A 26,791-nucleotide genomic window follows, 5' to 3' on the forward strand; every position below is an offset into this window, starting at 1 on the left:
AGAAGTCGCTAAAGAAAAGATATTCCAAATCCGTAATTGATGGTATACTAAAACGTAACAAATAAAGGAGGAAGACAATTGATTCTTAGCGTCTTAACAGTTATTTATTTTATTAATGCAATTATTGCGGGAATTACCATTTTGTTAAAACCTCGAGATGTAGCAGCAATTTGGGCATGGCTACTCGTACTGATTGCTCTACCCGTTTTTGGTTTTTTCTTATATTTATTCTTTGGTCGAGGGTTAACCGACAAAAAGAAATTTTATTTGCAACAAAGTGATTTACGGGAATTAGAGAATTTCCAGAATTTCCAAGAAGAAAGTTTTGAACTTTATAGTCAAAAGATGCCGACGGAGGAGCAACAACAGTTTACAGACTTTTTTTCCTCGTTAAATAGGATGCCTCTGACTAAGAAAAATGATGTTGAAATTTTTACGGATGGTACGGAAAAATTCAATGCGTTGATGGCGGACATAAAAAAAGCTCAGCACTCCATTCATATTGAATATTATGCCTTTGTAACGGATCATATCGGCACCAAAATTTTGAACTTATTAGAAGAAAAGGCGGCTGAAGGGGTTGAAGTGCGGTTGCTTTACGATGCCTTTGGCTCAAAGGGCACCAAGGTTCATCATTTGAATGAATTGAAAAAAAACGGCGGTTTTGTCCAAACGTTTATTACTTCTCAAAAAGCACTTTTGAAGTTTCGTTTGAATTATCATGATCACCGGAAAATTGTTGTTATTGACGGAAAAGTAGGCTACATTGGCGGCTTTAATGTTGCCGATCAATATGCCGGAACGACTAAAAAGTTTGGCTATTGGCGGGATACACATTTACGGATTCAAGGGCCAGCAGCCTCATTACTGCAAATGCGTTTTTTAATGGATTGGAACGTCTCTTCCCCCGAGAAAAATCGTGTGGCGTATCAATTGGATTATTTCTTTAAACTTGAAGCATTGGTGCCAGAGGCAAATACATCCATTCAGATGATTGCCAGTGGTCCTAACAGTGACCGTGAACAAATTAAATTGGCCTTTATTAAATTGATTACTTCTGCCAAGAAAAGAGTCTGGATTCAAACGCCGTATTTAGTTCCTGATGATAGTGTCTTGGCTGCTTTAAAAGTTGCTGCGGCTTCAGGAGTAGATGTTAAAATTATGATTCCAGATAAGCCCGACCATCCGTTTATTTATCGAGCAACACAGTATTACGGCCGCTTATTGATGAAAGAAAATATTGAAATTTTAATTTATAACGGTGGTTTCTTACATGCGAAAACAATGATTATGGATGATGAAGTCTGCACAGTTGGTTCAGCCAATCAAGATATCCGAAGTTACAAATTAAACTTTGAAGCAAATGCTGTGTTATATGATAAAAAAATCATTGATCAATTAGAAGCAATTTTCTTAGAAGATCGAAAAAAATGTACAACAATGACTCCAGAAGTTGTTCGCGACATGTCAAAATGGTTGATTTTTAAACAACAAATTTCACGATTATTTTCACCAATTCTTTAAAACTGTTTTTCACAAAATGACGAACTTCTGATCCGAAGTTCGTCATTTTTCTTCGGGAATTTTATAAAAGTATAGAAAATCACAAAAAAAGTCAAAAAAATTTTAAAGAATATTTTTTAAATTTTTTCGTTATTTTTTTATCTTTAGTTGCTGTTAAAACAAATAAATATTATTTTTAATTTGTTATTTTATTTTTGTGAAAAAGGGACATCTTTTGTAAAAGTAAAAAAAATTAAGCAAAGAGTGTTGACAAAAAAAACGAAAAGGAATATGCTACATGTACAAGTTAAATACAAAGCAATGACAGAAAAGCAGTAGAGAAATAACCACTGTTACAGAAAGCTAGTGGCGCTGGAAACTAGTACACGTTATTTATCGAATTACATTCTTGAGCTTCTGCCTACAGGGCACGGGTAACAGCGTTATTTGTTAAGAGGTATATAGTATTTTAAATAAACTAAACTATGTATAAATTTGGGTGGTACCACGAGAAATTCGTCCCTAAGTCGTTTCGACGGCTTAGGGATTTTTTGTATTCTTTTTTTGAATACGTGGCAGACTAAAGAAAATTTCGTGAACCCGTGTATACATAGAAATAAATACGGAATATCGTGTAAAAACAAGTGTGTTAATCGTTTGTTTCTTTAAATGAACGATTTCCTATAAAGAGATAATTATAAATATGGAGGGTGATAACATGAATATCATTGACGAGCTAGCATGGCGTGGTGCAATCAATCAACAAACAAACGAAGAAGGACTAAGAGAACTTACAGAAAATACGAGCATTTCGCTATATTGCGGTGTCGATCCAACTGGAGATAGCATGCATATTGGACATTTAATTCCTTTTATGATGATGAAACGATTCCAATTAGCAGGTCATCACCCATACATTTTAATTGGTGGCGGAACTGGAACAATTGGTGATCCAAGTGGACGAACAACCGAACGTGTCTTACAAACGATGGAAGCTGTGCAACATAATGTGGACAGTCTTTCAAACCAAATGAAAAAATTATTTGGTAAAGATGCTGAGGTAACAATGGTGAACAACTACGATTGGTTATCAGAACTATCTTTATTAGATTTTTTAAGAGATTACGGGAAAAACTTTAATGTCAACACGATGTTGGCAAAAGACATTGTCGCTAGTCGTTTAGAAAGTGGCATTTCCTTTACAGAATTCACATACCAAATTCTTCAATCAATTGACTTTTACACATTGCATAAAAAACATAATATTCAATTGCAAATTGGTGGCGCTGATCAATGGGGCAATATCACTGCAGGATTAGATTTGATTCGTAAAAAAGAAGGACCAGAAGCCAAAGTATTCGGGTTAACCATTCCTTTAATGCTAAAAGCAGATGGTACAAAATTTGGGAAAACAGCGGGTGGCGCTATCTGGTTAGATCCTAAGAAAACCTCACCATTTGAATTCTACCAATTCTGGTTAAACCAAGATGATCGTGATGTCATCAAATACTTGAAATTCTTTACTTTCTTAGATAAAGAAGAAATCGATGCGTTAGCTGAAAAAGTTGAAAAAGAACCAGGTAAACGTGAAGCACAAAGACGCTTAGCTGAAGAAGTGACACGATTTGTTCACGATGATGCAGCATTAGAAGAAGCGCAAAAAATTTCAGAAGCTCTTTTCTCAGGCAATATTAAAGACTTAACGATTGAGGAAATCGAGCAAGGATTAGAACATGTGCCAACTGTTGAAATTACCAAAGATGCTAAAAACATCGTAGATTGGTTAGTTGACACAGAAATCGAACCATCAAAACGTCAAGCTCGCGAAGATGTGAGCGGAGGAGCTATAAGTATTAACGGTGACCGAGTTACCGATTTAGATTTTGCAGTCGATCCAACACAACATTTCGATGGAAAATTCGTTGTTGTACGGAAAGGGAAGAAAAATTACTTTTTAGCAAAAGTAATGGATTAGAAATTGATAATAATTTCACGAAGAGAAGACGTGTGATTATTTGATCAAAGTTAAAATTCTATTTCTCCTTACAGGTAGTGGTGAAACCGTTAATACACCTAATAAGAGTGGGATTGTACACACAATCCCACTCTTATTTTTTATATAATGGTTCTGACAAGACACCTTGTGAAAAAATTATAAAATTAAAGAGCTATGATAACCATTGTTATTTTTCTTCTTTACACTTTAGCCGTTTGGGTGTAAGTTGTGAATGCAAAATCTAATTCATTAAAATTTGTAAGGAGGAATTTTCGTATGAAAAACGAAAAATTAGCAAAAGGCGAAATGAACCTTAATGCACTATTCATTGGGGACAAAGCCGAAAACGGACAATTATATAAAGACTTGTTGATCGACTTAGTAGATGAACATTTAGGATGGCGTCAAAACTACATGCCACAAGACATGCCAGTTATCTCTTCTCAAGAACGCACATCTGAAAGCTACGAAAAAACTGTCAACCATATGAAAGATGTATTGAATGAAATCTCTTCTCGCATGCGTACACATTCAGTTCCATGGCATACAGCAGGTAGATATTGGGGACATATGAACTCAGAAACATTAATGCCTTCTCTATTAGCTTACAACTTTGCAATGCTATGGAACGGGAACAACGTTGCCTATGAATCTTCTCCAGCAACTTCTCAAATGGAAGAAGAAGTAGGACATGAATTTGCTCACTTAATGAGCTACAAAAATGGTTGGGGACACATCGTTGCTGATGGTTCTTTAGCTAACTTAGAAGGCTTATGGTATGCCCGTAACATTAAATCATTACCATTTGCTATGAAAGAAGTAAAACCAGAATTAGTTGCTGGCAAATCAGATTGGGAACTATTGAACATGCCAACAAAAGAAATTATGGACTTATTAGAATCAGCTGAAGATGAAATTGATGAAATCAAAGCTCATTCAGCTCGTTCAGGTAAACATTTACAAGCAATCGGTAAATGGTTAGTCCCACAAACTAAACACTATTCTTGGTTAAAAGCTGCTGATATTATCGGTATCGGTTTAGATCAAGTTATCCCAGTACCAGTTGACCATAACTACCGTATGGATATCAACGAATTAGAAAAAATCGTTCGTGGCTTAGCAGAAGAACAAATTCCAGTGCTAGGTGTTGTCGGTGTAGTTGGTTCTACTGAAGAAGGTGCCGTTGACTCAATCGATAAAATTATTGCTTTACGCGATGAATTAATGAAAGACGGTATTTACTATTATGTACACGTTGATGCTGCTTATGGTGGTTATGGACGTGCCATCTTCTTAGACGAAGACAACAACTTCATCCCTTACGAAGATTTACAAGATGTTCACGAAGAATACGGTGTCTTCAAAGAGAAAAAAGAACACATTTCAAGAGAAGTGTATGATGCATATAAAGCAATCGAATTAGCAGAATCAGTAACAATTGACCCTCATAAAATGGGTTATATCCCTTATTCAGCTGGTGGTATCGTTATCCAAGATATCCGTATGCGCGACGTTATTTCTTACTTCGCAACTTACGTATTTGAAAAAGGTGCCGATATTCCTGCGTTACTAGGTGCTTATATCCTTGAAGGTTCAAAAGCTGGTGCAACAGCTGCTTCTGTATGGGCTGCACATCACGTTTTACCTTTAAACGTTGCAGGTTATGGTAAATTAATTGGTGCTTCAATTGAAGGATCACATCATTTCTATAACTTCTTGAATGATTTAACATTCAAAGTTGGCGACAAAGAAATCGAAGTCCACACATTAACTCATCCAGACTTCAACATGGTTGACTATGTGTTTAAAGAAAAAGGCAACGATGATTTAGTAGCAATGAACAAATTAAACCATGATGTATATGACTATGCATCATACGTTAAAGGAAATATTTACAACAACGAATTCATTACTTCACATACTGACTTTGCTATTCCAGATTATGGCAACAGCCCATTAAAATTTGTAAACAGCTTAGGATTTAGTGACGAAGAATGGAACCGTGCAGGTAAAGTAACTGTGTTACGTGCTGCTGTAATGACTCCATACATGAACGATAAAGAAGAATTTGATGTTTACGCTCCTAAGATTCAAGCTGCTTTACAAGAAAAATTAGAACAAATTTACGACGTAAAATAATTGAATCTTAAACGGAAAAAAGAAATGGTAACCGAACGAGGGAACGTTCGTCTGGTTGATTTATTCAATAGATAAATCAACCAGACGGCTAACCTCTTAACCAATTCTTTGTCTGGGTAAGAGGCAGTCGAATGACTGTTTTACTCAGCGTATAACAGTCATTCATGCTCCTTATCCAAAATCTTATAAGGAGTGTACAAAATTGGATAAACAACAAGTTAAAAAAATTGAATTAGGTACTTTTATCGGTTTAACAATGGCATTGTGTGCAACTGTACGTAGTATCCCAACACTTGCTGCTGTTGGTTGGACATTAATTTCTTACACAATTTTCGCGGTCTTATTCTTTGCTGGTCCAATCGCATTGATATCTGGTGAATTATCTACGATGCTTCCTCAAGAAGGTGGCCCTCAACTTTGGGTTAAAACTGCCTTAGGTAGCAAATGGGGTTTTGTTGTCGCTTGGTTACTATGGGTGCAAATGTTCCCAGGAATGGTAATGGTTGCTTCTACATTAGGCCCTTTGCTAGGTAATACATTTGGTAATGTTCATTTAGGTGAAAATCATTGGTTCGTATTAGGTTGTATCTTAGTGATTTACTGGATTATTACAATCTTGAACTTGAAATTTGACATGGCGAAAGTTGGCGGAAATATTGGTGTTTGGCTAGGTGTTTACATCCCAGTATTAGTTATGTTTGTTTTAGGTCTTCTTTCAATGATTAAAGTAGGCTTAACACCTGGCGGCTATTTAGGTGCCTTCTCTTGGTCAAAAGTTTTACCAAACTTAGAAAATATGGACACATTTAAATATCTAGCAGGGATTGCGTTTATCTTTGTTGGGATTGAAATGTCTTCTGTTTATATTCCTCGTTTGAAAGATGCAACAAAAAATTATACAAAAGGCGTTTTCATTTCATTAATTGGTTTAGTCTTATTAAACGTTATTAATGCAATGTTTGTTGCTAATATTGTTCCAAATGGCAAAATGGAATTGTCTAACATTACACAACCAATTTTGCTTTATTGTGACGTTTTAGGTTTACCAACAATTATTGGTAATATCTTTAGTTTCATGGTCTTCTTAGGTGTGTTATTACAATTATCTGCTTGGGTTACTGGACCATCAAAAACAATTATTCAAGTTGCTCGTGATGGCTTATTGCCACCAAAATTTGGTTTCCATCGCGAAAATAAATATGGCGTTTCTCGTAACGTTGTGTTAACACAATCTGTGGTTATCTCATTATTCGCTTTACTTTATGGGGTAATGGATGATGTCAACGCTGTATTCTTAACTTTAACAAATGCAACAACAATTATTTATAGTATTGTGTATGTATTGATTGCGATTTCCCTAATTAAATTACGTAAATCTCAACCAGATACACTACGTCCTTACCGAATTGGTAAAAAAGGTAATGGCTTAGCTTATTTAGTGGCAGCAATGTTAATTTTTAGTGTTATCATTGTTATTTTCGCCACATTAGGTACAACAACCGTGACTGATGCAGTCTTAGTTGCATTAATCACTATTGTTATGTTTGTGATTCCGTTAATCATTAATCGCTTTAAAAAAGCAAGTTGGGCAACGGAAGTAAAAGAAGATTTAGGTGAATAAAAAGGCTAGCAATTATTTTGCTGAGTGCCTCTTCACCTGATGACTATAGTAAATTGTCGTTTGGAAACTGAAGCAAGTTCGATTATTGCTTCAGTTTTCGCTTTCCATAAAAGGAGGTTTTCATATGAAATCAACGAAACCCACTGTTTCGTTCGCTGAAAGTTTAGGCATTTTGATTGCCTTGTTAGCGATTCTCGGGTACTTAATTATTGGTCAAAAATTAACCCCTCACATACCGATTCTTTTTGTATTCATGTTGTTGTTGCTTTATGGCAAATGGAAAGGATTTTCTTGGGATGAGATCCACGAGGGCATTGTGGAAGGGATCAAACCAGGGATCATTCCGATTATTATTTTCTTGTTGATAGGTGTCTTAGTTGCTACTTGGATCTTGTCTGGGACGATTCCAACAATTATGGTCTATGGTTTTAAAATTATCTCAGTGAAGTTCTTCTTACCAACCGTTTTTGTGGTCTGTGCACTAGTTGGTGTGACGGTAGGGAGCTCCTTTACGACTGTTTCAACTATGGGGATTGCCTTTCTAGGTATTGGACATATTCTTGGATTCGACAATGCGATGACAGCTGGTGCAGTTGTTTCAGGTGCCTTTTTAGGGAACAACATTTCACCGTTATCTGATACAACAAACTTAGCTGCTGGAATTGGTGGCGTGAACCTTTTTGAACATATACTAAACATGATGTACACTGTTATTCCGGCGTTTATTATTTCGATTGTCGGCTATATCTTCTTGGGGCATCAATCTGGTTCAGCGGATTTACAATCGGTTGATGCAATGGTCCAAACGTTACATCAAGGATTCTGGATTTCACCGATTACATTGTTGCCAGTAGCGGTTTTATTCTTATTCGCCTGGAAAAAGGTACCGGCTATTCCAACGTTACTAGTCGGCTCTACAGTGGCGGTCATCTTAGCTTTTATAAATGATCATCACCTAAGTTTAGCGAAAGTTTCTACCATCTTAATGAGTGGTTATGTGGCAGATACAGGGGATCAAAGTATTGATACACTTTTATCTCGTGGTGGGATTGAAAGCATGTTAGGTTCTGCTGCGTTGATTATTTTGGCATTAGGTTTGGGCGGCTTGTTGATTAAGTTTAACATCGTGGCTACTTTAATTGATAAAATTAAAGGCTATGTGAATAATCCAGCCAAATTAATCGCTTTAACTGCCTTAAGTTCTGTGGGAATTAACTTACTAGTTGGCGAACAATATTTGTCAATTATTTTACCAGGGGAAACATTTAAATCCTCATTTACTCGTTTAGGTATTGATAAAAAATATTTAACTCGTACTTTGGCAGATGCTGGGGCGGCAGTCAACTCGTTAATTCCTTGGGGAGTTAGTGGTACCTTCATTATGGGAACGTTAAAAGTTGGTGCACTAGAATACTTACCGTATGCCTTTTTCCCATTGCTTTGCCCTATTATCACCGTCATTCTGGGGATATTCTTAAAAAAACAACAAGGGGAAAACAAAAAAGCACCAGGGACTAACGTTGAATTGTGAGTTTTTTCAGATAATTAAACAATTGGTTACGATTGAACCTCAGTGTATCTACTGATTGGTTCAATCGTTTTTTCGTCACAGATTTTTTACAATTCTTCATATAATCTTTGAAGCTCCTTAAAGGCAATTTAATTATTCTAAGTTATGATACAAAGGATCAATCAAATAGGTGGATGAACGTGGTGTTAAACTCATAGAGACTAACAGTAGTTTATTCTTGCTCAATGTTGAGGTGTAGGTTCGAATCCTACCGTCCACTTTCTGTTATTTAAACCAACTTAGAACGAAACACAAACAAGTGACGGATACACATGATTAAGGTACAATAAGGGTAGGGAAAACAAGGAGGAATTCTTATGAAAAAGATAGGGCTTATTTCTAGTGCTTTTCTTTTAACCCTTGCTTTAGCAGCATGTGGCGGCGGAAAAAGTACAGAAAATACGGATAGTCGTTCCAGTGCTGCGGAAAGTACCACAGTCGAGAGTACAAAAGAATCAAGTAGCAAAGCAGCAACAAAATCTAGTGATGCGAAACCGTCAGGAACAACAACAGCTGATTCGAAAGCAACAGCTTCTTCTACGAAGGAAGCGGCAAATAATGGCTCAGCAGAGAAGCAATCACCAGCGAAAAATGCGAATCCAGATGACCAAGCCAATCAAGTGCTTAACCAGCTAGCAAACATGTTTCCTGGTCAAGGCTTACCGCAGGCAATTTTAACGAGTCAAACGAATAACTTTTTAACTGCAGCGACAACTTCACAAGCGGATCAAAACAATTTCCGTGTTTTATATTATGCAGAAAAAGAAGCGATTCCAGTGAATGATGCACGTGTCAATCAGTTAACGCCAATTAGTTCTTTTGAGAAAAAAACATATGGCTCTGATGCCGAAGCAAAAAATGCAGTGAACCAAATCATTGACAATGGCGGTCAACCAGTAGATTTAGGTTACAATATTACTGGGTATAAACAAGGGGCGGCAGGTTCTAGTTACTTATCTTGGCAAGAAGGCAATTGGAGTTTAGTCGTACGGGCCTCAAATATCAATGGTGAATCGCCTGATGATTTAGCGAAAAATGTTGTTAATATTTTGGAACAAGAAACATTACCAGCACCGAATACCGTTGGTCAAATCACGCTGAACGTGGCAGGAACCACTGACTATAATCGCAACTCAGTAGTTTGGCAAGCCGGTACAGTCGTTTACTCTGTTCATCATTTTGACCCAATTCAAGCAGTGAAGATGGCAACATCAATGTAATTAATAAAAAGAAAGCGTGCGACAATGGGCATTTGTAGTGACCCCAAAAAGTTAGACTTTTTATAGAGTGGATTTTTCCACTCTATTTTTATGCAGTTTTTTGATTGAATTGTCGAAATTCTACTGGGCTTTTCCAGTTAAGTTTTTCCTTGATTTGGTGATGATTGTAATAATAAATGTAGTTCTCAATTGCTTCTATCAATTCATTTTGACTTTGATAGATTTTTCCATAGTACACTTCTTGTTTTAGGATACTGAAGAAATTCTCCATAGGAGAATTATCTAAACAGGTTCCTTTTCGAGACATACTTTGAAAGATATTGTTGTCCTTTAATGTTTGTATATAGACATTCATTTGATAAGCCCAGCCTTGATCAGAGTGAAAGGTGCGCCGATAGGGACAATCATTTGTTTGAGAAATTGCTTCTTTCAGACCTTCCATAACTGTTTTACCATTTGGTTGAGTAGAAAGGCTATAGCTTAGAATTTCACTATTATACATATCCATAAATGGATCTAAGTATAGTTTTTTCTGACGAAAGATGCCTGCGTTATCTGCTTCAAAGTACTTAAATTCAGTTGTATCAGTTGTAATTTTTTGATGAGGAACAGAGGTTTTAAATCGGCGACGAATCAAATTTTTAGCGATTTTACCAACGATTCCTTTATAGGAATTATATTTTCTGGATTTCTTAGTAAAAGCTTTGACTTGTAACTTTAACTTTTGTATTAATCGCTGTACTTTCTTTTTATTCACTTGAAATCCACGTCGTTTCAATTCTTGGGTCATCCTTCTATAGCCATAATGTTGATGTTTTTTACGAATCGCTTGAATTTCTTCTTCAATGATTTGTGTTGAAGCTGTTCTGTCGAGGCGTTTTTGCCAGTACATGTAAGTAGATTTTGGAAACCTTAGGGTTTCCAAAATATCTTTTAATCGAAAGTGTCTTCGGAGACTGTGAATGATTCGTGCGATTCGTTCATTTTTTGTTCGTCCTCTAAACGCAGTCTCCTCAATTCTTTTAAATAGGCATTCTCAATTTTTAACATTCTATTTTCTTTTTCTAGTTTCTCTACTTGAGATCGTTCACTTGGTAGTGGTTGGGGTTCATTTCGTTTCTTTTTAGACATGGTAGGTGGACGTCCTTTCTGTTTAGAGAGTCCCTCTATACCAAACTTCTGATACGTTCTAAACCAATTCGCAATCAATGATGGATTGTTCATTTTTAGAAGATTAGCTACTTCTTGATAGGACAACTCTGTTGTTAAATATAACTCTATCGCATCTAGCTTAAATTGAACAGAGTAATTCTTATTTTTTCGACTGCGAAGTAGGCCTTCTTCACCAAGTTCTTTATAGGCATTTATCCATTTGCTTATTTGAGAACTATCTTTAAACCCATACTTCTTTGCGAGAAACCTTAGACCTCCTTGACCAGATAAGTAGTCATGAACAAGTTTAAGTTTAAATTCAAAACTGTATTTTGCCATACAAAAAACCTCCAAAAGTTAGATTTCTAGGTCTAACTTTTGGGGGTCGGCTCACATTGTCGCATGCTTTCTTTTATTATTTTTGTTCTGTATAACCTTGTGACTCCACCAATTCTTGGCTTTTCTTCATGCTGATTCCCTTAGAAGAATCTCCATCAATCTGGATACCATCCACTTTTTTGGCTTTATCATAATCAAGTTTTTCATAATTAATCGTCAATTTTTCGATGGCTTGTTTGTCCTCATAGGTCAGTTTGTAATCAAGCCCTTTGATGTCCTCATATTGTTTAGAAACGGGTTCCAACGCTGTTTTTGCCTCTTCTTTTGTAATTCCCAATTTGTCATAAGAAACAATGTTTTTAGCCGTTTGCGTTAAGACTTTATCTCCTTGGTACGTATAGGTTAAGGTGGAATCAATCCCATCTTGTGGCGAACCTACAAAGGTTTTTGTCTCTATTTTTGAACCGCAACTTGCAAGAAAGAATACCCCAATAAAAATTAAAAATACGCGTAAAAACTTTTTCATTTCTAGATAACCTCCTTTAGCTGTTTATTCTTGACTGTAACATAACACGGCAAATAATTACTGTTAAGTAGAAAGCTTGTGAGAAGTCCAGCAAATAAAACTAAATAAAAAAACTTGCCTCTTCTCATAAAAATGAAGAGGCAAGTTTTTTTATTTAGTAATATCACTTAAATCTGGTTGTGAGTGAGCCAATCGACTGGCTGCCGCAGCCGCAATTGCACCTACGATATCATCCAAGAATGTGTGGACATGTTCGCCATCATGCGCATTTAACTCTTTTAAAATGCCTGGTTTTACCTTGTCGATATACCCATAGTTCGTAAAACCGATAGATCCATAAACATTTACAATGGAGAGCGCCATAATTTCATCAATGCCATAAAGCCCTTCATCTTCCGTTAAAATTTCTTGTAACGGTGAAAGTAGCTTGTTTTCTTCCGCCAGAATATCCAGTTGGACACCTGTAATAATCGCGTTGTGTACTTCACGCTTTGTTAACACGGCATCAACACTTTCTAAACAAGTATCTAATGTTAAATTGTCAATATAATCTTTTTGTAAAAATAACACAAGTTCAGCTAAATCATTCATTGTTACGCCACGTTCTTGCAATAAACGACGTGCGCTATTTTCTAACGTATCTCCTTGGATTACCATTTTTTGTCCTCCTAATTTCTGCTTTAGTTGAAGTTCTTCTTTCATGGTACCAAAAAGAACGATAAAGGGGAATTAGAATCTATTTTGGTAGAGAATAATTTAGTTGAAGTGTTATTTTTAGTTAAAAATTACTAAGCGTTCGGTTGTAACGATGCCATCACTTGTTTTAATTGTGTCACTGATTTTTGGAAGAGTTCTTTTTCAGCGGCATTCAGATTCAATTCAATAATGTCAGTCACACCTTGATTGCCAACGACTGCAGGAATCCCTGTAAATACATCTTGTTGCCCATATTGCCCATCTAAGTAAGCTGAGACAGGTAAAATAGCTTGTTCATTATTTAAAATGGCTTTAACAATGCGTGCAGTACTCATACCAATCCCATAATAGGTCGCTTGTTTGCGATCGATAATTTCATAAGCTGTATTTTTCACTTTATCAGAAATGATTGGTAAATCGTCACTAGTTAAGCGCTCTGTCGTATCCACAATTTCTAAAATAGGTTTGGTACCAATCATGGTATGAGACCAGACAGCCACTTCAGAATCCCCGTGTTCGCCAATAATATAGCCGTGAACATTGCGTGGATCAATCGCTAAACGTTGAGACAGTTCTTTGCGGAAACGAGTTGTGTCCAAAGTTGTACCAGTTCCAATTACTCTTGAAACAGGTAAACCAGAAGCTTGCCAAGCCACATAAGTCAGTACATCGACAGGATTTGAGGCAATCACTAAAATTCCATCAAAACCAGATTTCATGATATTGTTAACAATTGTTTTCATAATTTCTGCATTGATTGAAACCAAATCTAGACGACTTTGCCCAGGTTTTTGATTAGCACCAGCTGTAATCACGACGATATCGGCATCTTGGCAGTCTTGATAGTCGCCAGCCCAGACGTTTACATTTTCTTGACCCCAAGACACACCATCTAATAAGTCAATTGCTTCGCCTTCAGATTTGGCTTTGTCAATATCAACTAAGATTAATTCATTCGCAATCCCTTGGTTGATCATGGAATAGGCAATACTTGTGCCAACAAAACCAGTACCAATAATTGCGACTTTTTTGTTAAATACTTTCATCGTTCATCTCTTCTTTCTGTAATATTTCTTTCTTAGTGAATTATATCACGAACTTTTTAGGTGTGGTTATACCAATCTGTAATAGTCTTTATTAACAATTTAAATAAGGGAAGCGTGCTTTTTTTGTTATGATAAGAGTAGGAAAATAGAGGAGATAAGGAGGCAAAATGACAACGACAACAGTGTATTATGCAAGCAATAATGAAAAACAGCCGAACTGTTTTCAACTAGTTATCGGTAGCTGTAGCTATGAACTTCCAAAAATAGAAATCTACGAAATCCTGGAATGTGTCGCTTCAGCATATGGCTATCAAAAAGAACCATTCATTGAAGAACAAACAGAATGTTTTGTTAAAGGCAACCGTTGTATACATGTTTCCCAACAAGCGACGACGTTGACTTTTGTTGTGAATGATCTGCGTTTAGTAATGGAAAAACAATGCCGGAATCACGAAGAAGTCTTTCAAGAAGTCAATCATATTTTATTGAATATTTTTGAGGAGACCCCTTGTGTTTTTCTCGAAAAGTAGGAAAGAAGGATTAAGATGAAACAGGTGAAAATAACAACTACCTCAGAGTTGATTAATGGCGGCTGCAATGCCTGTCCGAATGTGAAGTGTACGAATTATCTTGTTCATGTAGAAGATGAAACAATTGCGTTAGAAACGCTAACCGTTGCAGATTTAGTAACTTTATTAGCACTCAAAGAAGGGTTTCGTCAAAAATTAGTTATGGAAATGTTCGAAGAATATACGATGTTTGAAAGGGAAACTCATCAAGTTGTATTTAAGGAAGAGGAAACGAGAATTCTTTTTCAATCAAAAAAACAGACCATTCAAAGCACTCTTTTGTCTAAAGAGCCACAACAAGTGTTCCAAGAAACCCAGCAAATTTTACACCAACTATTTGAGTTAGAACCTTTTGAATTTGAATTGGTAGAGGAAACTGATGAATAAAAAACAGGAAAACGATTTAGCGAAAGCTAAGTCGTTCTCCTGTTTTTTAGGCTTGTCGTTCACGAATTTTTTCAACGATTCGGTTATAAACTTCAGAGAATGAAGTATTGGCATGGTGATCGGTCTGGACAATGAAAATTTTTCGAGAAGCAAAGGACTGATCAATTGGTTGCCAAGGGATCTCATCGGAAATAGATAATCGAGAAACAATTGATTGCCCAATGTTATTTTTTAGCAATTGTAACAGGACTTCGTTGTTGTTTAATTCGATAATTGGTAAGTTGATGCTGTGTTCGTTGAGATAAAGCTCATTGAAAAAACGTAAGCCAGAGTTCTTTTCTCTTAAGAGCCAAAATTTTGAAGCGGCATCTCCTGCTAGAACTAGTTGGTCTTCATAAACAATTTCTTTGTGTAGATTTTTGGTTTCAATGGGTTTTTCAATTAGTCCAATGTGGGCATGATTATTTTGAACCATATCCACGACTTCGTTTGAATTCATCAGTTGAATCGAAAAGTTGATGAGTGGAAAAGCGGTAACCAAACTCTCCATAATATCTGGCAGTAAATAAATAGCAACTGTATTTGAAGAGGCTATAATGCAGTCTTCTTTAAAATTCTCTTTTTCTGCAGCTTGCGCAAAAGAAGTAGTTAAGCTTTCAATAATCGAGAGCATTTTTGGATATAAAAAATCAGCTTCTTTGGTAGGAATAACCGATTGTTTTCCATTACGATAGAACAGCTTGATCGAAAAGTGTTGCTCTAATTTCTTGATTTGCAAAGAAACAGTTGGCTGAGAAATATACAATTGTTTAGCCGCCGCACTAAAATTTTTGGTTTCATACACAGCAATAAATGTTTTGATCCATTCGAACATAAAATCGCCTCTTTCTATTTACTATCTTAATAGTTGGTATTGCAAATATTTATTTTACAAATATAAATATTTCATTTAGTATAATAACATACTTTTGATTAATATCAATAATAATAAATAAAGACGGAGTGTGACTACATAATGGTAGAAAGTGCGAAAAAATTCTTGCGGAAAGTCCCGATTCCCATTTGCGGACTAATTTTAGGGATGGTTTCTTTGGGGAATTTACTTTATTCCTTGGGATATGCAACAATTGGGACCATTTATTGTGTACTTGGCAGTCTCTTAATGATTTTAGTTATTTTAAAAATTATTTTTACAATGAAACATGCATTAAGCACCTTAGATGATCCAATTATTGCTTCGGTATCACCAACATTTACAATGGCTTTAATGGTTATCTGTGTTTTCTTAGATCGGATATTTACCAATGCTGCTTGGATTAATGTGTTGTGGATTGGCGCAGTGATTTTACATTTTATTTTAATGATTTATTTTGTAGCGGTGCATATTTTTCCAACAAAAATCGAACTGGAACATATTTATCCAAGCTGGTTTATTACGTTTGTCGGCATTGGCGTTATTCCTAATACTTCTCAATTGTTTATCAATGAGTTGGGAAAAATTGTTTTTTGGGTAGCGTTGTTCTTTTATTTACTCTTGTTACCAATTTTAATCAAGAGAATTACGAAGTCGAAAGAAATGCCTGAATCGACCATTCCTTTATTGACGATTATGACAGCGCCAGGTTCGTTATGTTTAGCTGGCTATATTTCAATGGGTGGTCATTTGTATATGCCATTAGTTGTTTTCTTGCTAATTTTATCTCAATGTATTTATGGGATTGTAGTAGTGAATCTATATAAAATTATGCAAGTGACATTCTATCCAAGTTATGCTGCCTTTACATTCCCATTAGTGATTTCTGCGACAGCATTAGTCAAAGTTAAACCTTTATTTGCAGAAAAGGTAGGCCTAACGAGTCTGTTAAATATTTTGTCTACTTTTGAACTCTTATTAGCTGTGGCTATTGTAAGTTATGTGTTCATTCGATATTGCATTTTTTTATTCCAAAGAGAAAATAACACGAAAAAAGTGGAATTAAATTAAAAAAGAGAGGAAGCAAAGAGGTGAAGAAACTATTAATTACTGGAGGAGCTGGCTTTATTGGTTCTAATTTGGCTAATTTTTATAGTCAACAGTATCAAGTTTTTGTGATTGATGATTTGTCCATGGGGCGAGTGTCAAATTTGCAACAAACTGAGCAGTTGGTTTTTATTAAAGGAAGTGTGACGGATCAGCAATTATTGGACGAAGTACTTTCAAAGCATTCGTTTGAGTATATCTTTCATCTTGCGGCCGTGGCAAGCGTGGCAAGTTCTGTGGCACAGCCTCTAGAGACCCACGAGGTCAATTTTTTAAGTGTATTGAAAATACTGGAATCAATAAAAAAATATCAAAAAAAGCTCAAACGTTTTGTTTTTGCTTCGTCGGCAGCCGTTTACGGTGCAGAGCCAACGTTGCCTAAAAGAGAAACTTCGGTGATTTGCCCTTTGAGTCCCTATGCTATTGATAAGTTTGCTGCTGAACGTTATGTTCTCAATGAATACCATTTACACGGGGTACCCACGAGCGCAGTTCGCTTCTTTAACGTCTATGGTCCCAATCAAAATCCTGCTTCACCCTATTCTGGTGTCCTGTCCATTTTGATGGATCGTTATATCCAGTTAGAACAAGGGCAAGCGAGCCAATTTCAAATATTTGGAGATGGTCAGCAAACACGTGACTTTATCTACATTGAGGATGTCCTAACTGCATTAAATTTAGTAGCAACCAAAAGTGAAGCGTTGGGACATGTTTATAATGTGGGTACCGAAGTTGCCATTTCCCTTAATCAATTAATTGAAGAAATGAACCAATTAGTGGGACTTTCTTTGCCAGTTTCTTATCAAAAGGAACGAAATGGCGATATAAAATATTCTCTTTCAGATAGTTCTGCTTTGAAAGGCTTAGGTTTTTCGCCCGTTTATTCAATTCGAGAAGGACTTCAAAAATATCTTAAGTTTACCCATAATACCCAAAATAGATAAAAAAAGACGAGACTTATTTGTTAAGTCTCGCCTTTTTTTGTGCAAATGTTTCGCCCCAATGGCAAAGTGAAGAGAGGGCATCGTAAAGAGCATATCCTTCCGGAGTGAGCGTATATTCCACACGCGGGGGTAGTTCGTTAAAGGATTCTCGATGGACTAAGCCATCTTTTTCCATTTCTCTCAAGCGATCTGTCAGGACGCGCTGAGTGATTCCGTCGAGCGCACGCATCAATTCACCGTTGCGCTTGGTTCCTTGGAATAATTCATCCATTAATGATAATTTCCATTTGCCGTTAATGGTGGAAAGGGCTAAGTTGATACTGGTTTGTTTATCAGTTGTCATAGTTTCTCCTTGTGACACGTAATGGTTACTTTTTTCTTCCTAGGTGAATAAAAAGTGCGTACTTTTTTTCTCCATCATAGTGAGTAATAATAACTATGTCAAGTAAGGCAAGAGGAAGGAAGAAGAAATATGATGTATCAAGATGTTGTTCGCAGCCGCCGCTCAGTTCGGGATTTTATGCCAGATGTTGAGATTCCTAAAGAGGAATTAATGGCCATAATTGAGGAAGCGATGTTCGCGCCAAATAGTACCAATTTAAATTCATGGCGTTTTTTAATTGTCACAGAAAAAGAACAAAAAGAAGCCCTTTACGAAGTTTCGATGCAACAACCAGCAGTTAAAGGGGCAGCGGCGGTGATTATTTTATTAGGTGATTTGACTGCTTATACAGTGGCCAATGCAGATGAAGTCAGTGCTAAAGCTGTCGCACAAGGAACGATGACGGAAGAAATTCGTCAAGGAATTAATGAAAATGTTTCTTGGTACTATGATGTTAGCGAAGAACAAAAAAGAGAGTGGCTAATGTTAGACCAAGGCTTAGTTGCAATGCAGCTGATGCTTTCTGCAAAAGATCGAGGCTATGACACTGTGGCGATGTCTGGTTTTGAAACAGAAGCGGTTCGCAAGTTATTTAATATTGAGGATCATTTAGTGAACGGACTGATTATTCCGATTGGCAAAGCTCAAACACCCGGCTTTGAAACAGTCCGACGAGATGTTTCAGAAGTAGTAACTTGGTTAGATTAAAAAGCTAAACAGTTCTGCAATTGCTGTTTATTAGATTTTGAGCGTGGAACAAACATCCAAAGTGATTGTTGTCCCACGTTCTTTTTTTGTTGATCATCCGCTTTTGAGAATGGCCAGAGAAGACGTTTAGTGAACCAATTTTGAAAGAAAGTGATACACTAGAAGAAAAAGAAGTGGGGCGACCTTATGCGTTATGTCATAATGCAGTCACGAGATATTCGTGAAAATTTAGCAACGGAAGATTATCTATTAAACACTCTCTCTTTTGAAGAGCCCTTAGTATTGTTCTATATTCAGGAACCCTGTGTTATTTTAGGCCGAAATCAAAATGCTTATGAAGAAATTGACTTAGCTTATGCTAGAGAGAAGGGAATCGTTATTACTCGCCGTTTATCGGGCGGTGGTGCTGTTTATGATGATCTCGGGAATGTCAGCTTTAGTTTTGTTGTTCAGGAAGGACACCAAGCTTTTGGGGATTTTAAAGCGTTCACTAAACCAATTATTGAAGCATTACATAAAATGGGCGCAACGGGGGCCGAGATTAGCGGTCGCAATGATTTATTAATTGATGGGAAAAAATTTTCTGGCAATGCCATGTATACAAAAAAGGGGAAGATGTATACTCATGGTACCTTGATGTATGATGTTGATTTGGCAGAAGTTCAACGTGTTTTAACTGTTTCTAAGAAAAAAATTGAATCAAAAGGGACAAAATCTGTTCGGGGACGCGTAACCAATTTACGGCCGTACTTAGACGAAAAATATCAACAATTAACCATTGAGGAATTTCGCAATCGTTTACTGATGGAGCTCTTTGATGTCGAATCTCTAACTGAAATTGCGGAGAAAGAATATGTCCTAACCAAAGCAGATCAGCAGGAAATTAGGAAATTGGTCGCTGAAGTGTATGGCAATGAAGCTTGGATTTTTGGTGAAGCGCCTAAATTTACGATCAAAAAAGAAGAAAAGTTTAAAGGCGGCATTGTGGATGCACGTTTGACTGTTGAAAAAGGTAAAATAATTGAGTTAACGATTTATGGTGATTACTTTGCCAAAAAAGAAACAGCGGAAATCGTTGCAGCTTTATTAGGTGTGGACTATCAGTATTCATCAATTTGGCAAGCATTAGCAGCGTTTAACTTTGAAGACTACTTTGTAAATATCACCAAAGAAGAATTTGTTCATTTATTGGTGGATTAATAAACGTGCTGGGACAAAAGTTAAAGAATCTTTTGTCCCAGCACGTTTATTTAATGATGGTTGGCTCTTGCTAGAAAAATTTTCCATGAACGTCCCAATTGCCAGTATCTTTGGCTTTTTTCAATGTTTGCATTCGACGGAAGCCAACAGGATGATCGGATAAGAAGTTACTCAATTTAAGCCAGATGGTATCATCATGTAAATCAATACTGTGAAAGTATTCTTCTAAATCCACACGACTGCCCATATATTTTCCTGAAAATAAATAAATCATGCTTAAAGCACCTTCTTCTGCGTAGTATAAACCTGCGCGATCAGCGGTATATTCTTGCGTTCTTGTAAAACTTTTATCTAACGCAACTGGTTTCAAAATAATGGATAACATTAGCCGCCATAAATTAGTGTGCCCACATTTATGGTGTCCTAGCTCGTGTGCCAAAATAAAGCGAATCAGCGAAAAATCGCCTGTATTGTACGCGATGTCCAACAAATCACTGTGAATGACAACATAGCGTCTGTGTAAAGAGCATTTTGCCGCAAAAGCGTTTAAGACACCATTCCCGTTGATTAAATAAAGACGTGGCATCCTTAATTTTTTAGTGCCAAAGCCCATTTCTTTTGCCAAATCAATATATAAAGAATAAATTTCTGGTAACTGATTTTCTGTAATTTCCACTCCGTTAGAAGCAGTATCCATGTACATATAACGAATGGTAAAAAAAGCAATGACTGGCGCAATTGGTGCAATTAAGACAATTAATAACCAGTCAGGAATCGGCAAATCACTCAATATCAATAAAGCAACTAACCCCAATGCTAAAAACAATAAAACAAAACCAATGATAATCATTGGTAATTCAAAACGATAACGTAACTTAGCAACAGAAATTTCTTTCTTTTTTTCCTGCGGTTGACACATAAACATTCCTCCCCAAACATTTCCCAAACACTTTTTCAAATAAAATGACTTATCTGTTACTTCTAATATACCATTGGTTAATCGATAATGACAATGGTGGGAACTTGAATAAAGGTAATTATATCAAGTGATTAATGAAAGGGACTCGTTGTACGCGGGGAATTGGTCTATCTTGATTAAATAAAATTTTAATAATCTAACTGTTTTAGACGTAATAAAGTAGTTTCTGGAGTTAATTTTTTAATAACATACAAACGCAAAATCGCATGTTCAATTTTTTGTTCTTCTGGCGATAGCTCCGAATTTATATAGGATAACTTCTCGATTAAATAGGTTAAAAATGAGCCAGCACCTTGGCTGCCCACTAAAAAGCCCATTTCTTCCGTTTCGGTTAATTGTTGTTTTTTTAAGTGGTAAATTTCTTGTGCAAGTGCCCCCGAGATAATGATTTCATCTGTTTGCTTGTTCAAATTTGTTAGTAAGTCGCTTTTTGTTGCTACTGTAACAGTTTCCATTGCACTCATCCTTTGCTTTTATATGATACATCTAGTATAACATGGTCTCACTTTTTTTATTTTTCCTCTTGCTCTGGTACGCGTTTCATAAGGTAAGCTATGTGTATCAAAATATTGGAGGGCATGAAAATGAATGTTATAGTGGAGATAAGCGATAGACTTGGTATGGATTACTATTTTGTCTCGGTGACTACGACGGCCAAAAGTCTGCAGTTAAATAGTCCCAAAAAATACTATAAGATTTGGCATCAAGAAATTCCGTACCATCAGATAACGGAGTGGCACTTGACACAGCAGGAGGATATTCAGGAAATTTCTTTTGCTTGGCAGGAGACCTTTTATCGTTTTGTTGATTACGGGACAGGGATTGTGCCTTATTTAACTCAATTTTGTAAAGTAATGGGGTGAAAGTATGACAACAATTCGAGAAATTGCGCGCCTTTCAGGATCTTCAGTCACGACTGTTTCGCGTGTGATTAATCATCATCCGTATGTTTCTGAAGAAAAACGACTGAAAATCCAAGCAATTATCGATGAGTTGGGCTATAAGCCCAATATATTAGCGAGAAATCTTAGCTTTGGGAAAAGTAATACATTAGGTGTCATGGTTCCTTATACGAATCAACCTTATTTTGATGCTATTTTAAGTGGGATTATCCACCAAGCATTTCAGCAAGGGATGATGGTCAGTTTATTACCAACGGATTATGATAAAGAAGTTGAAAAAAGTTACTTGGAAAAAATGGCCACGGGTGCGTTTGATGGCATGATTGTTTTGTCAAAGGCAAATCCTTTAAGTGTGTTTGCTCCGTATAAAGAGCAAGTTGTTTTTTGTGAAAAAATAGAAGACCCTAGTTATGCTAGTATCTATATCGATCGTTTAACCGTTTATCGGCGGGTTTTCCAAGCGTTGAAACAACAAGGATGTAGTGAAGTGGCAATTACGATTAACCGTGCACCAGAAAAAAGTACAAGCGCACGCTATTTAGTTGACGCATATCAGGAAATTTATGGAGTGATTCCTGAAAATCGGTTATTTAAGGACTGTTTAACCTATGAAGATGGGTGTGAAGTAGGACGACACTGTGGGCAAGATCCAACGCTCCAAGCGGTTGTGACCAACGGTGATGAAATTGCTGCAGGGATTCAAGCCGTTATTGAAAGACCACTCTTTTTAGTGGGACAGGAGCAAACTTTATTAAGTGAAATTTTAAATTTTTCAACAATCTGTCATCCATTAATGGAATTAGGGGAAAAAGCCACACACTTATTTCAAGAAAAACGGCCGAAAACGATTCAATTGACTTCTACATTTATTAATCGACAACCAGATTTTTCTTTTTCTTAGAAAAAAGCTGGTTGTTTTTTCTTTGGTAGAATAAGGTTTTTCACTAAAAAATAAAAAAACTTACAAAAAGTAAGACAAAAAGCTTTACTTACTTTTAGTAAGGTAGTATAGTAAGCATGTAAACAAAATTAAATGAATTTACTGAGGAAATTCGAAAGGATGAACATATTATGTCAAAATTTACTGAAATGATGAAAAACCGTCGTTCAATCTATGCTTTAGGAGAAAACTTACCAATTTCAAAAGAAGAAGTAACTGCTTTAGTAAAAGAAGTTGTTAGAGAAAGTCCAACAGCTTTTAACTCTCAAACACAACGTGTTGTGTTCTTATTCGGCGATGCTCACAAAAAATTATGGGCAATGACTGAAGATGCCTTAAAACCATTAACTCCAGCAGAAGCATTTCCAAACACACAAGCTAAATTACAAGGTTTTGCAGCTGGTGCGGGCACAATTTTATTCTTTGAAGATACAGATATCGTGAAAAACTTACAAGATAGCTTCCCATTATATGCGGATAACTTCCCTGTTTGGTCTGAACAAGCAACTGGTTTAACACAAGCGAACGTTTGGACTGCCTTAGCGCAAGAAAATATCGGCGCAAACTTACAACACTACAACCCAGTCATTGACGAAGCGGTTGCTGCAGAATGGTCAATTCCTGCAAACTGGAATTTACGTGCACAAATGGTCATTGGTTCCATTGAAGCGCCAGCTGGCGAAAAAGAATACATGGAAGATAGTGCTCGTTTTAAAGAATTCAACTAAATCATTGCTTTAGTAAAATGAAGAGGAGAGGAGTGAAAGCAAATGGTTCAAGCATTACCAAGTAATATTGGGATTCAACAAGTCACTTTGAAAGTGGCTGATTTAGATAAAATGGTAAACTTTTATACGAAAACAATTGGCTTAAAACTTTTAAAACAAGGAGAGGGACGTGCTTGGCTAGCACCACAAGGCACCAACGATGCAATTCTTGTCTTAAAAGAACTAACAGCTGGGGAAGAAAATCAGGGTACCACTGGCTTGTACCATATTGCTTTCCTGCTACCAACTCGCAAAGATTTAGGCAATATGTTGCTGTGGCTTTTGCAGGAAAATGTGCAAATTGGCGCAGCAGATCATGGCTATAGTGAAGCCCTTTACTTAAGTGATCCAGAAAATAATGGCATCGAAATTTATTGGGATAAACCAGAAGAAGTCTGGGATATTCGTCCAAATGGTGAAATTATCGGTGTGACAGAAGAATTAGACGGTGATAGTTTAGCTGCAGAAGCTGACGGTCACTGGCTAGGAATTTCCGAAGGTTCTAAAATTGGGCACATTCATTTGAAAGTGGCCGATTTAGATGCCACTGAAACGTTCTATAAAAACTTAGGGTTTGGCTTAAAGTCTAACTTTGGTCAACAAGCGAAGTTTTTTGCAGCGGGTCAGTACCATCATCATATTGGGACAAATACATGGAGCGGCAAACAGCTGCCAACGATTCAAGAAAATCAATTTGGCTTAGAAAATTACACCTTCCGTTTACCAACTGCGGCAGATTTAGAGATAGTCCAAGCCAATGCGGAAGAAGCAAAGTTACATTTTATTGCCAAAGATCATTTACTTGCGTTAGAAGATCCTAGCGGCATGATTATTCAATTTACCTATTAAAACCACTCTCAAACTAGCCCTTCGTTAGAAAATGAAGGACTAGTTTTTTTGTCTTTTTTTTGCATTGTTTTGCATTTATTTGCAAAATTATGCAAAAGGTGCTATCTTTACTTAGAAGAGGTGAGGAAGCATGTTGATTGAAGAACGTTTAGCCAAGATTCAAAAAATAGTGAATGAACAAAAAAGTATTTCCATGGAAGCGTTAGCGGAGCAAGTCTCCGTTTCAAAAGATACTATTCGGCGAGATTTAATTCGTTTAGAAAAGGAAGGACATTTAAAGAGAACGCACGGTGGCGCTATCTCAGTTCAGTCTGAAGCAACTATTTACGATTATGCTCAACGAATAATGAAGCATCCAGAGAAAAAACAAGCGATTGCCCAAAAAGTTTGGGCAACCATTCCCAAACAAGCGTCCATTTTTTTTGATTCATCAACCACGGTGGAAGCAGCTATTCGAGCGATGGAAAATAGTCCGATTCACGCGATCACGAACTCTCTCAGTCATGCGCTACTTCTAGCGCAAATGGATCAGACAAAAATTACAGTATTACCTGGGCAACTGCATAAACAACAACTCTTTTTGTTTGGGGCAGAAACAGTCGCTAAGGTTGGGGAATTTGCCCCCGACTATACATTATTAGGTGTGTTTGCGTTATCTGAACAAGGATTATTTATTCACACAGAAGAAGAAGGTCAAGTCAAACGGCGAATGATTCAACAAGGCAAACAAGTCATTGCCTTAGCAGACCAAACGAAATTAAACAAAACGGGTTTATTTAAAATTTGCGAATTAACAGAAATTGATTGTTTAGTGACAGATACACGACCTGATGAAAAATTCTGTGAGCAGTTAGCGCAAGCAGGCGTAACGTTGATTGTCGCAGATGAATAATGGAGGATAATAATGAAGCGAAAAATTAATTATACACATATTGCTGAACCTACTGTTTTTGAGAATGTTTTTCCAACGTATTTGACGAATGAAACGATGATGGCGCGTAAGCAGAAAGTATTACAACGAATGGAAACAGAAAAATTCGATCAATTGGTCTTCTATGCAGACAAAGAGCATGGCAGTAATTTTGAATACTTAACTGGCTTTATTCCGAGGTTTGAAGAAGGACTCCTTGTGTTAAATAAGGATGGTGCGACGACACTTATTTTAGGCAATGAAAATTTAAAACTGTGCCAACATGCCCGCATCTCAGCCGATTTAATTCATTATCCAGCTTTTTCGCTACCTAATCAACCAATGGCTGGGGAACAAAAGTTGTCGCAGATTTTTGAAACGCTTCTCGATGAAACTGCTCAAAAAATAGGTATCGTTGGGTGGAAAATGTTTACGACACAACAGCAAGAACCTGCTACTATGTTTGATGTGCCATATTTTATTGTCGAAGCACTGAAAAAAGCGCTGCCGAAAGAAGCTCGTTTACTAAATGGGACCCACTTATTGATTGGAGCAAAGGGGGCCCGCACAACAAATAATGCTAACGAATTGGCGCACTATGAATATGGGGCGAATTTGGCTTCTCGCAGTATGTTAAAGGCCTTAAATGCAATTGAAGTAGGACAGCGTGAAACGGACATTGGGGCTTTGTTAAATGATGAAGGTCAAACGCCGACGGTAGTAACCATTGCGGCAACTGGTCAACGTTTTGAATATGCAAACATGTATCCGACTGCCAAAGAAATTCAGTTAGGTGATGCCTTATCATTAACTACAGGCTACAAAGGCGGCTTGTCTAGCCGAACAGGTTTTGTTATTGAAAACGAGCAGCAATTGCCAGAAGCGCAACGTGATTATTTAGAGCGCGTAGCAAAACCCTATTTTCAAGCTGTCGTTCACTGGCTTGAAACCATTCGAATCGGACTGTTAGGACGAGAAATGTACCAAGCGATTGAAGAACAGTTACCAAAAGAAATCTATCACTGGCATTTGAATCCTGGGCATTTAGTTTCGGATGATGAATGGATGTCGTCGCCTATTTATCCAGATTCAGCCATTCGCTTGGAAAGTGGCATGCTCTTTCAAGTGGATATTATTCCTTCTGTACCTGGTTATACAGGGGTGAGTGCAGAAGAATGTGTGGCTTTGGCTGATGAAACATTGCAAAAAGAGATTCAGCAAACTTATCCAGACATGTGGCAACGGATTGCGACACGCAAAGCCTATTTAAAAGAGACATTGAAGATTGACTTACCAACGGAGGTTTTACCAATGTCTAATTTAGTTGGTTACTTACGGCCTTTTTATTTAGCTAAAGACAAAGCTTTGTGTGTAGAAAAACCAGCTCCTAAATGAGTAGGTCCCTTTTTTTGAGTTTCTTTTGGGC

Annotated in this window: 25 protein-coding genes, 1 pseudogene and 1 other annotated feature; of the genes and pseudogenes, 18 read left to right on the forward strand and 8 right to left on the reverse strand. The window is 36.8% G+C overall.

The genetic code is table 11. The features are described from left to right. Positions 1-78: 78 nt before the first annotated feature. The 6 genes from cls (at position 79) to IGI63_RS11660 (ending at position 10,049) form a co-directional block, all read left to right on the forward strand. Positions 79-1,524, forward strand: a complete 1,446-nt coding sequence (cls, locus tag IGI63_RS11635; protein ID WP_002361214.1) for a cardiolipin synthase — start codon at positions 79-81, stop codon at positions 1,522-1,524. A 291-nt stretch (positions 1,525-1,815) separates the two neighbouring features. Then, positions 1,816-2,030: a binding site (T-box leader), on the forward strand. 191 nt (positions 2,031-2,221) lie between these two features. Then, positions 2,222-3,478, forward strand: coding sequence for a tyrosine--tRNA ligase (gene tyrS / locus IGI63_RS11640; RefSeq protein ID WP_429975830.1), 1,257 nt, complete (start codon positions 2,222-2,224; stop codon positions 3,476-3,478). Between the two features lie 297 nt (positions 3,479-3,775). Continuing rightward, positions 3,776-5,638, forward strand: coding sequence for a tyrosine decarboxylase (gene tdc / locus IGI63_RS11645; protein WP_002355450.1), 1,863 nt, complete (start codon positions 3,776-3,778; stop codon positions 5,636-5,638). 202 nt (positions 5,639-5,840) lie between these two features. Then, complete coding sequence (tyrP, locus tag IGI63_RS11650; RefSeq protein WP_002355453.1) at positions 5,841-7,259, forward strand: tyrosine-tyramine antiporter; 1,419 nt, start codon at positions 5,841-5,843, stop codon at positions 7,257-7,259. A 124-nt stretch (positions 7,260-7,383) separates the two neighbouring features. Next, positions 7,384-8,790, forward strand: a complete 1,407-nt coding sequence (gene nhaC, locus IGI63_RS11655; RefSeq protein WP_002363118.1) for a Na+/H+ antiporter NhaC — start codon at positions 7,384-7,386, stop codon at positions 8,788-8,790. A gap of 356 nt (positions 8,791-9,146) precedes the next feature. After that, positions 9,147-10,049 carry a hypothetical protein gene (locus IGI63_RS11660; RefSeq protein ID WP_429975831.1) on the forward strand — a complete coding sequence of 301 codons (903 nt, stop codon included), beginning with the start codon at positions 9,147-9,149 and terminating at the stop codon, positions 10,047-10,049. Positions 10,050-10,137: 88 nt separating this feature from the next. Here IGI63_RS11660 and IGI63_RS11665 read toward each other — a convergent pair. The 4 genes and pseudogenes from IGI63_RS11665 to IGI63_RS11680 all read right to left on the reverse strand — a co-directional run bounded on the left by IGI63_RS11665 (position 10,138) and on the right by IGI63_RS11680 (position 13,808). After that, positions 10,138-11,540, reverse strand: a pseudogene (locus IGI63_RS11665) (IS3 family transposase). Between the two features lie 76 nt (positions 11,541-11,616). Continuing rightward, positions 11,617-12,066, reverse strand: coding sequence for a YehR family lipoprotein (locus IGI63_RS11670; RefSeq protein ID WP_002355456.1), 450 nt, complete (start codon positions 12,064-12,066; stop codon positions 11,617-11,619). A 150-nt stretch (positions 12,067-12,216) separates the two neighbouring features. Continuing rightward, positions 12,217-12,723: a phosphatidylglycerophosphatase A family protein gene (locus tag IGI63_RS11675; RefSeq protein ID WP_002355457.1), complete on the reverse strand. Its 507-nt coding sequence runs from the start codon at positions 12,721-12,723 to the stop codon at positions 12,217-12,219. 131 nt (positions 12,724-12,854) lie between these two features. After that, the gene (locus IGI63_RS11680) at positions 12,855-13,808 is read right to left on the reverse strand and encodes an L-lactate dehydrogenase (RefSeq protein WP_002358635.1); all 954 of its coding nucleotides are present in this window, start codon (positions 13,806-13,808) and stop codon (positions 12,855-12,857) included. Positions 13,809-13,975: 167 nt separating this feature from the next. Here IGI63_RS11680 and IGI63_RS11685 point away from each other — a divergent pair, with 167 nt between their 5' ends. Both IGI63_RS11685 and IGI63_RS11690 read left to right on the forward strand, forming a co-directional pair. Further along, positions 13,976-14,338: a DUF4809 family protein gene (locus IGI63_RS11685; RefSeq protein WP_002361220.1), complete on the forward strand. Its 363-nt coding sequence runs from the start codon at positions 13,976-13,978 to the stop codon at positions 14,336-14,338. Positions 14,339-14,353: 15 nt separating this feature from the next. Then, on the forward strand, positions 14,354-14,764 hold the full coding sequence (locus IGI63_RS11690; RefSeq protein ID WP_429975832.1) for a DUF4809 family protein: 411 nt from the start codon (positions 14,354-14,356) through the stop codon (positions 14,762-14,764). A 46-nt stretch (positions 14,765-14,810) separates the two neighbouring features. Here IGI63_RS11690 and IGI63_RS11695 read toward each other — a convergent pair whose 3' ends face one another. Next, complete coding sequence (locus IGI63_RS11695) at positions 14,811-15,638, reverse strand: LysR family transcriptional regulator (protein WP_002355461.1); 828 nt, start codon at positions 15,636-15,638, stop codon at positions 14,811-14,813. 141 nt (positions 15,639-15,779) lie between these two features. Here IGI63_RS11695 and IGI63_RS11700 point away from each other — a divergent pair, with 141 nt between their 5' ends. Both IGI63_RS11700 and IGI63_RS11705 read left to right on the forward strand, forming a co-directional pair. Then, positions 15,780-16,748 carry a TDT family transporter gene (locus tag IGI63_RS11700; protein WP_002355462.1) on the forward strand — a complete coding sequence of 323 codons (969 nt, stop codon included), beginning with the start codon at positions 15,780-15,782 and terminating at the stop codon, positions 16,746-16,748. Positions 16,749-16,768: 20 nt separating this feature from the next. Continuing rightward, on the forward strand, positions 16,769-17,728 hold the full coding sequence (locus tag IGI63_RS11705; RefSeq protein ID WP_429975833.1) for a GDP-mannose 4,6-dehydratase: 960 nt from the start codon (positions 16,769-16,771) through the stop codon (positions 17,726-17,728). Positions 17,729-17,741: 13 nt separating this feature from the next. Here IGI63_RS11705 and IGI63_RS11710 read toward each other — a convergent pair whose 3' ends face one another. Continuing rightward, positions 17,742-18,089, reverse strand: a complete 348-nt coding sequence (locus IGI63_RS11710) for a winged helix-turn-helix transcriptional regulator (RefSeq protein ID WP_002355464.1) — start codon at positions 18,087-18,089, stop codon at positions 17,742-17,744. A gap of 111 nt (positions 18,090-18,200) precedes the next feature. On the opposite strand from IGI63_RS11710, the gene IGI63_RS11715 reads away from it, so the two are divergent. Both IGI63_RS11715 and IGI63_RS11720 read left to right on the forward strand, forming a co-directional pair. Then, positions 18,201-18,818 (forward strand): nitroreductase family protein, encoded by a 618-nt coding sequence (locus tag IGI63_RS11715; RefSeq protein ID WP_033594544.1) that lies wholly within the window; start codon positions 18,201-18,203, stop codon positions 18,816-18,818. 186 nt (positions 18,819-19,004) lie between these two features. Beyond that, the gene (locus tag IGI63_RS11720; protein WP_002389569.1) at positions 19,005-20,018 is read left to right on the forward strand and encodes a lipoate--protein ligase; all 1,014 of its coding nucleotides are present in this window, start codon (positions 19,005-19,007) and stop codon (positions 20,016-20,018) included. A 70-nt stretch (positions 20,019-20,088) separates the two neighbouring features. Here IGI63_RS11720 and IGI63_RS11725 read toward each other — a convergent pair whose 3' ends face one another. After that, positions 20,089-20,943: a M48 family metallopeptidase gene (locus IGI63_RS11725; protein ID WP_002384882.1), complete on the reverse strand. Its 855-nt coding sequence runs from the start codon at positions 20,941-20,943 to the stop codon at positions 20,089-20,091. 182 nt (positions 20,944-21,125) lie between these two features. After that, positions 21,126-21,461, reverse strand: coding sequence for a hypothetical protein (locus IGI63_RS11730; protein ID WP_002355470.1), 336 nt, complete (start codon positions 21,459-21,461; stop codon positions 21,126-21,128). A 114-nt stretch (positions 21,462-21,575) separates the two neighbouring features. Between IGI63_RS11730 and IGI63_RS11735 the strand changes: the two genes are divergently transcribed. The 6 genes from IGI63_RS11735 to IGI63_RS11760 all read left to right on the forward strand — a co-directional run bounded on the left by IGI63_RS11735 (position 21,576) and on the right by IGI63_RS11760 (position 26,760). Further along, positions 21,576-21,860, forward strand: coding sequence for a hypothetical protein (locus tag IGI63_RS11735; RefSeq protein WP_002364844.1), 285 nt, complete (start codon positions 21,576-21,578; stop codon positions 21,858-21,860). Between the two features lie 4 nt (positions 21,861-21,864). After that, on the forward strand, positions 21,865-22,800 hold the full coding sequence (locus IGI63_RS11740) for a LacI family DNA-binding transcriptional regulator (protein ID WP_002355472.1): 936 nt from the start codon (positions 21,865-21,867) through the stop codon (positions 22,798-22,800). Positions 22,801-22,970: 170 nt separating this feature from the next. Beyond that, on the forward strand, positions 22,971-23,567 hold the full coding sequence (locus tag IGI63_RS11745) for a nitroreductase family protein (RefSeq protein ID WP_002355475.1): 597 nt from the start codon (positions 22,971-22,973) through the stop codon (positions 23,565-23,567). A 42-nt stretch (positions 23,568-23,609) separates the two neighbouring features. Then, positions 23,610-24,455, forward strand: coding sequence for a VOC family protein (locus tag IGI63_RS11750; protein ID WP_002358647.1), 846 nt, complete (start codon positions 23,610-23,612; stop codon positions 24,453-24,455). A gap of 130 nt (positions 24,456-24,585) precedes the next feature. After that, positions 24,586-25,347 (forward strand): DeoR/GlpR family DNA-binding transcription regulator, encoded by a 762-nt coding sequence (locus IGI63_RS11755; RefSeq protein WP_095725467.1) that lies wholly within the window; start codon positions 24,586-24,588, stop codon positions 25,345-25,347. Between the two features lie 12 nt (positions 25,348-25,359). Beyond that, entirely contained in the window at positions 25,360-26,760 is a 1,401-nt protein-coding gene (locus IGI63_RS11760; protein ID WP_429975834.1) for a M24 family metallopeptidase, read from the forward strand. The last annotated feature ends 31 nt before the right edge of the window (positions 26,761-26,791 follow it).

It is taken from the genome of Enterococcus sp. DIV0086, assembly GCF_050498705.1.
In the GTDB taxonomy this organism is placed as follows: domain Bacteria; phylum Bacillota; class Bacilli; order Lactobacillales; family Enterococcaceae; genus Enterococcus; species Enterococcus faecalis.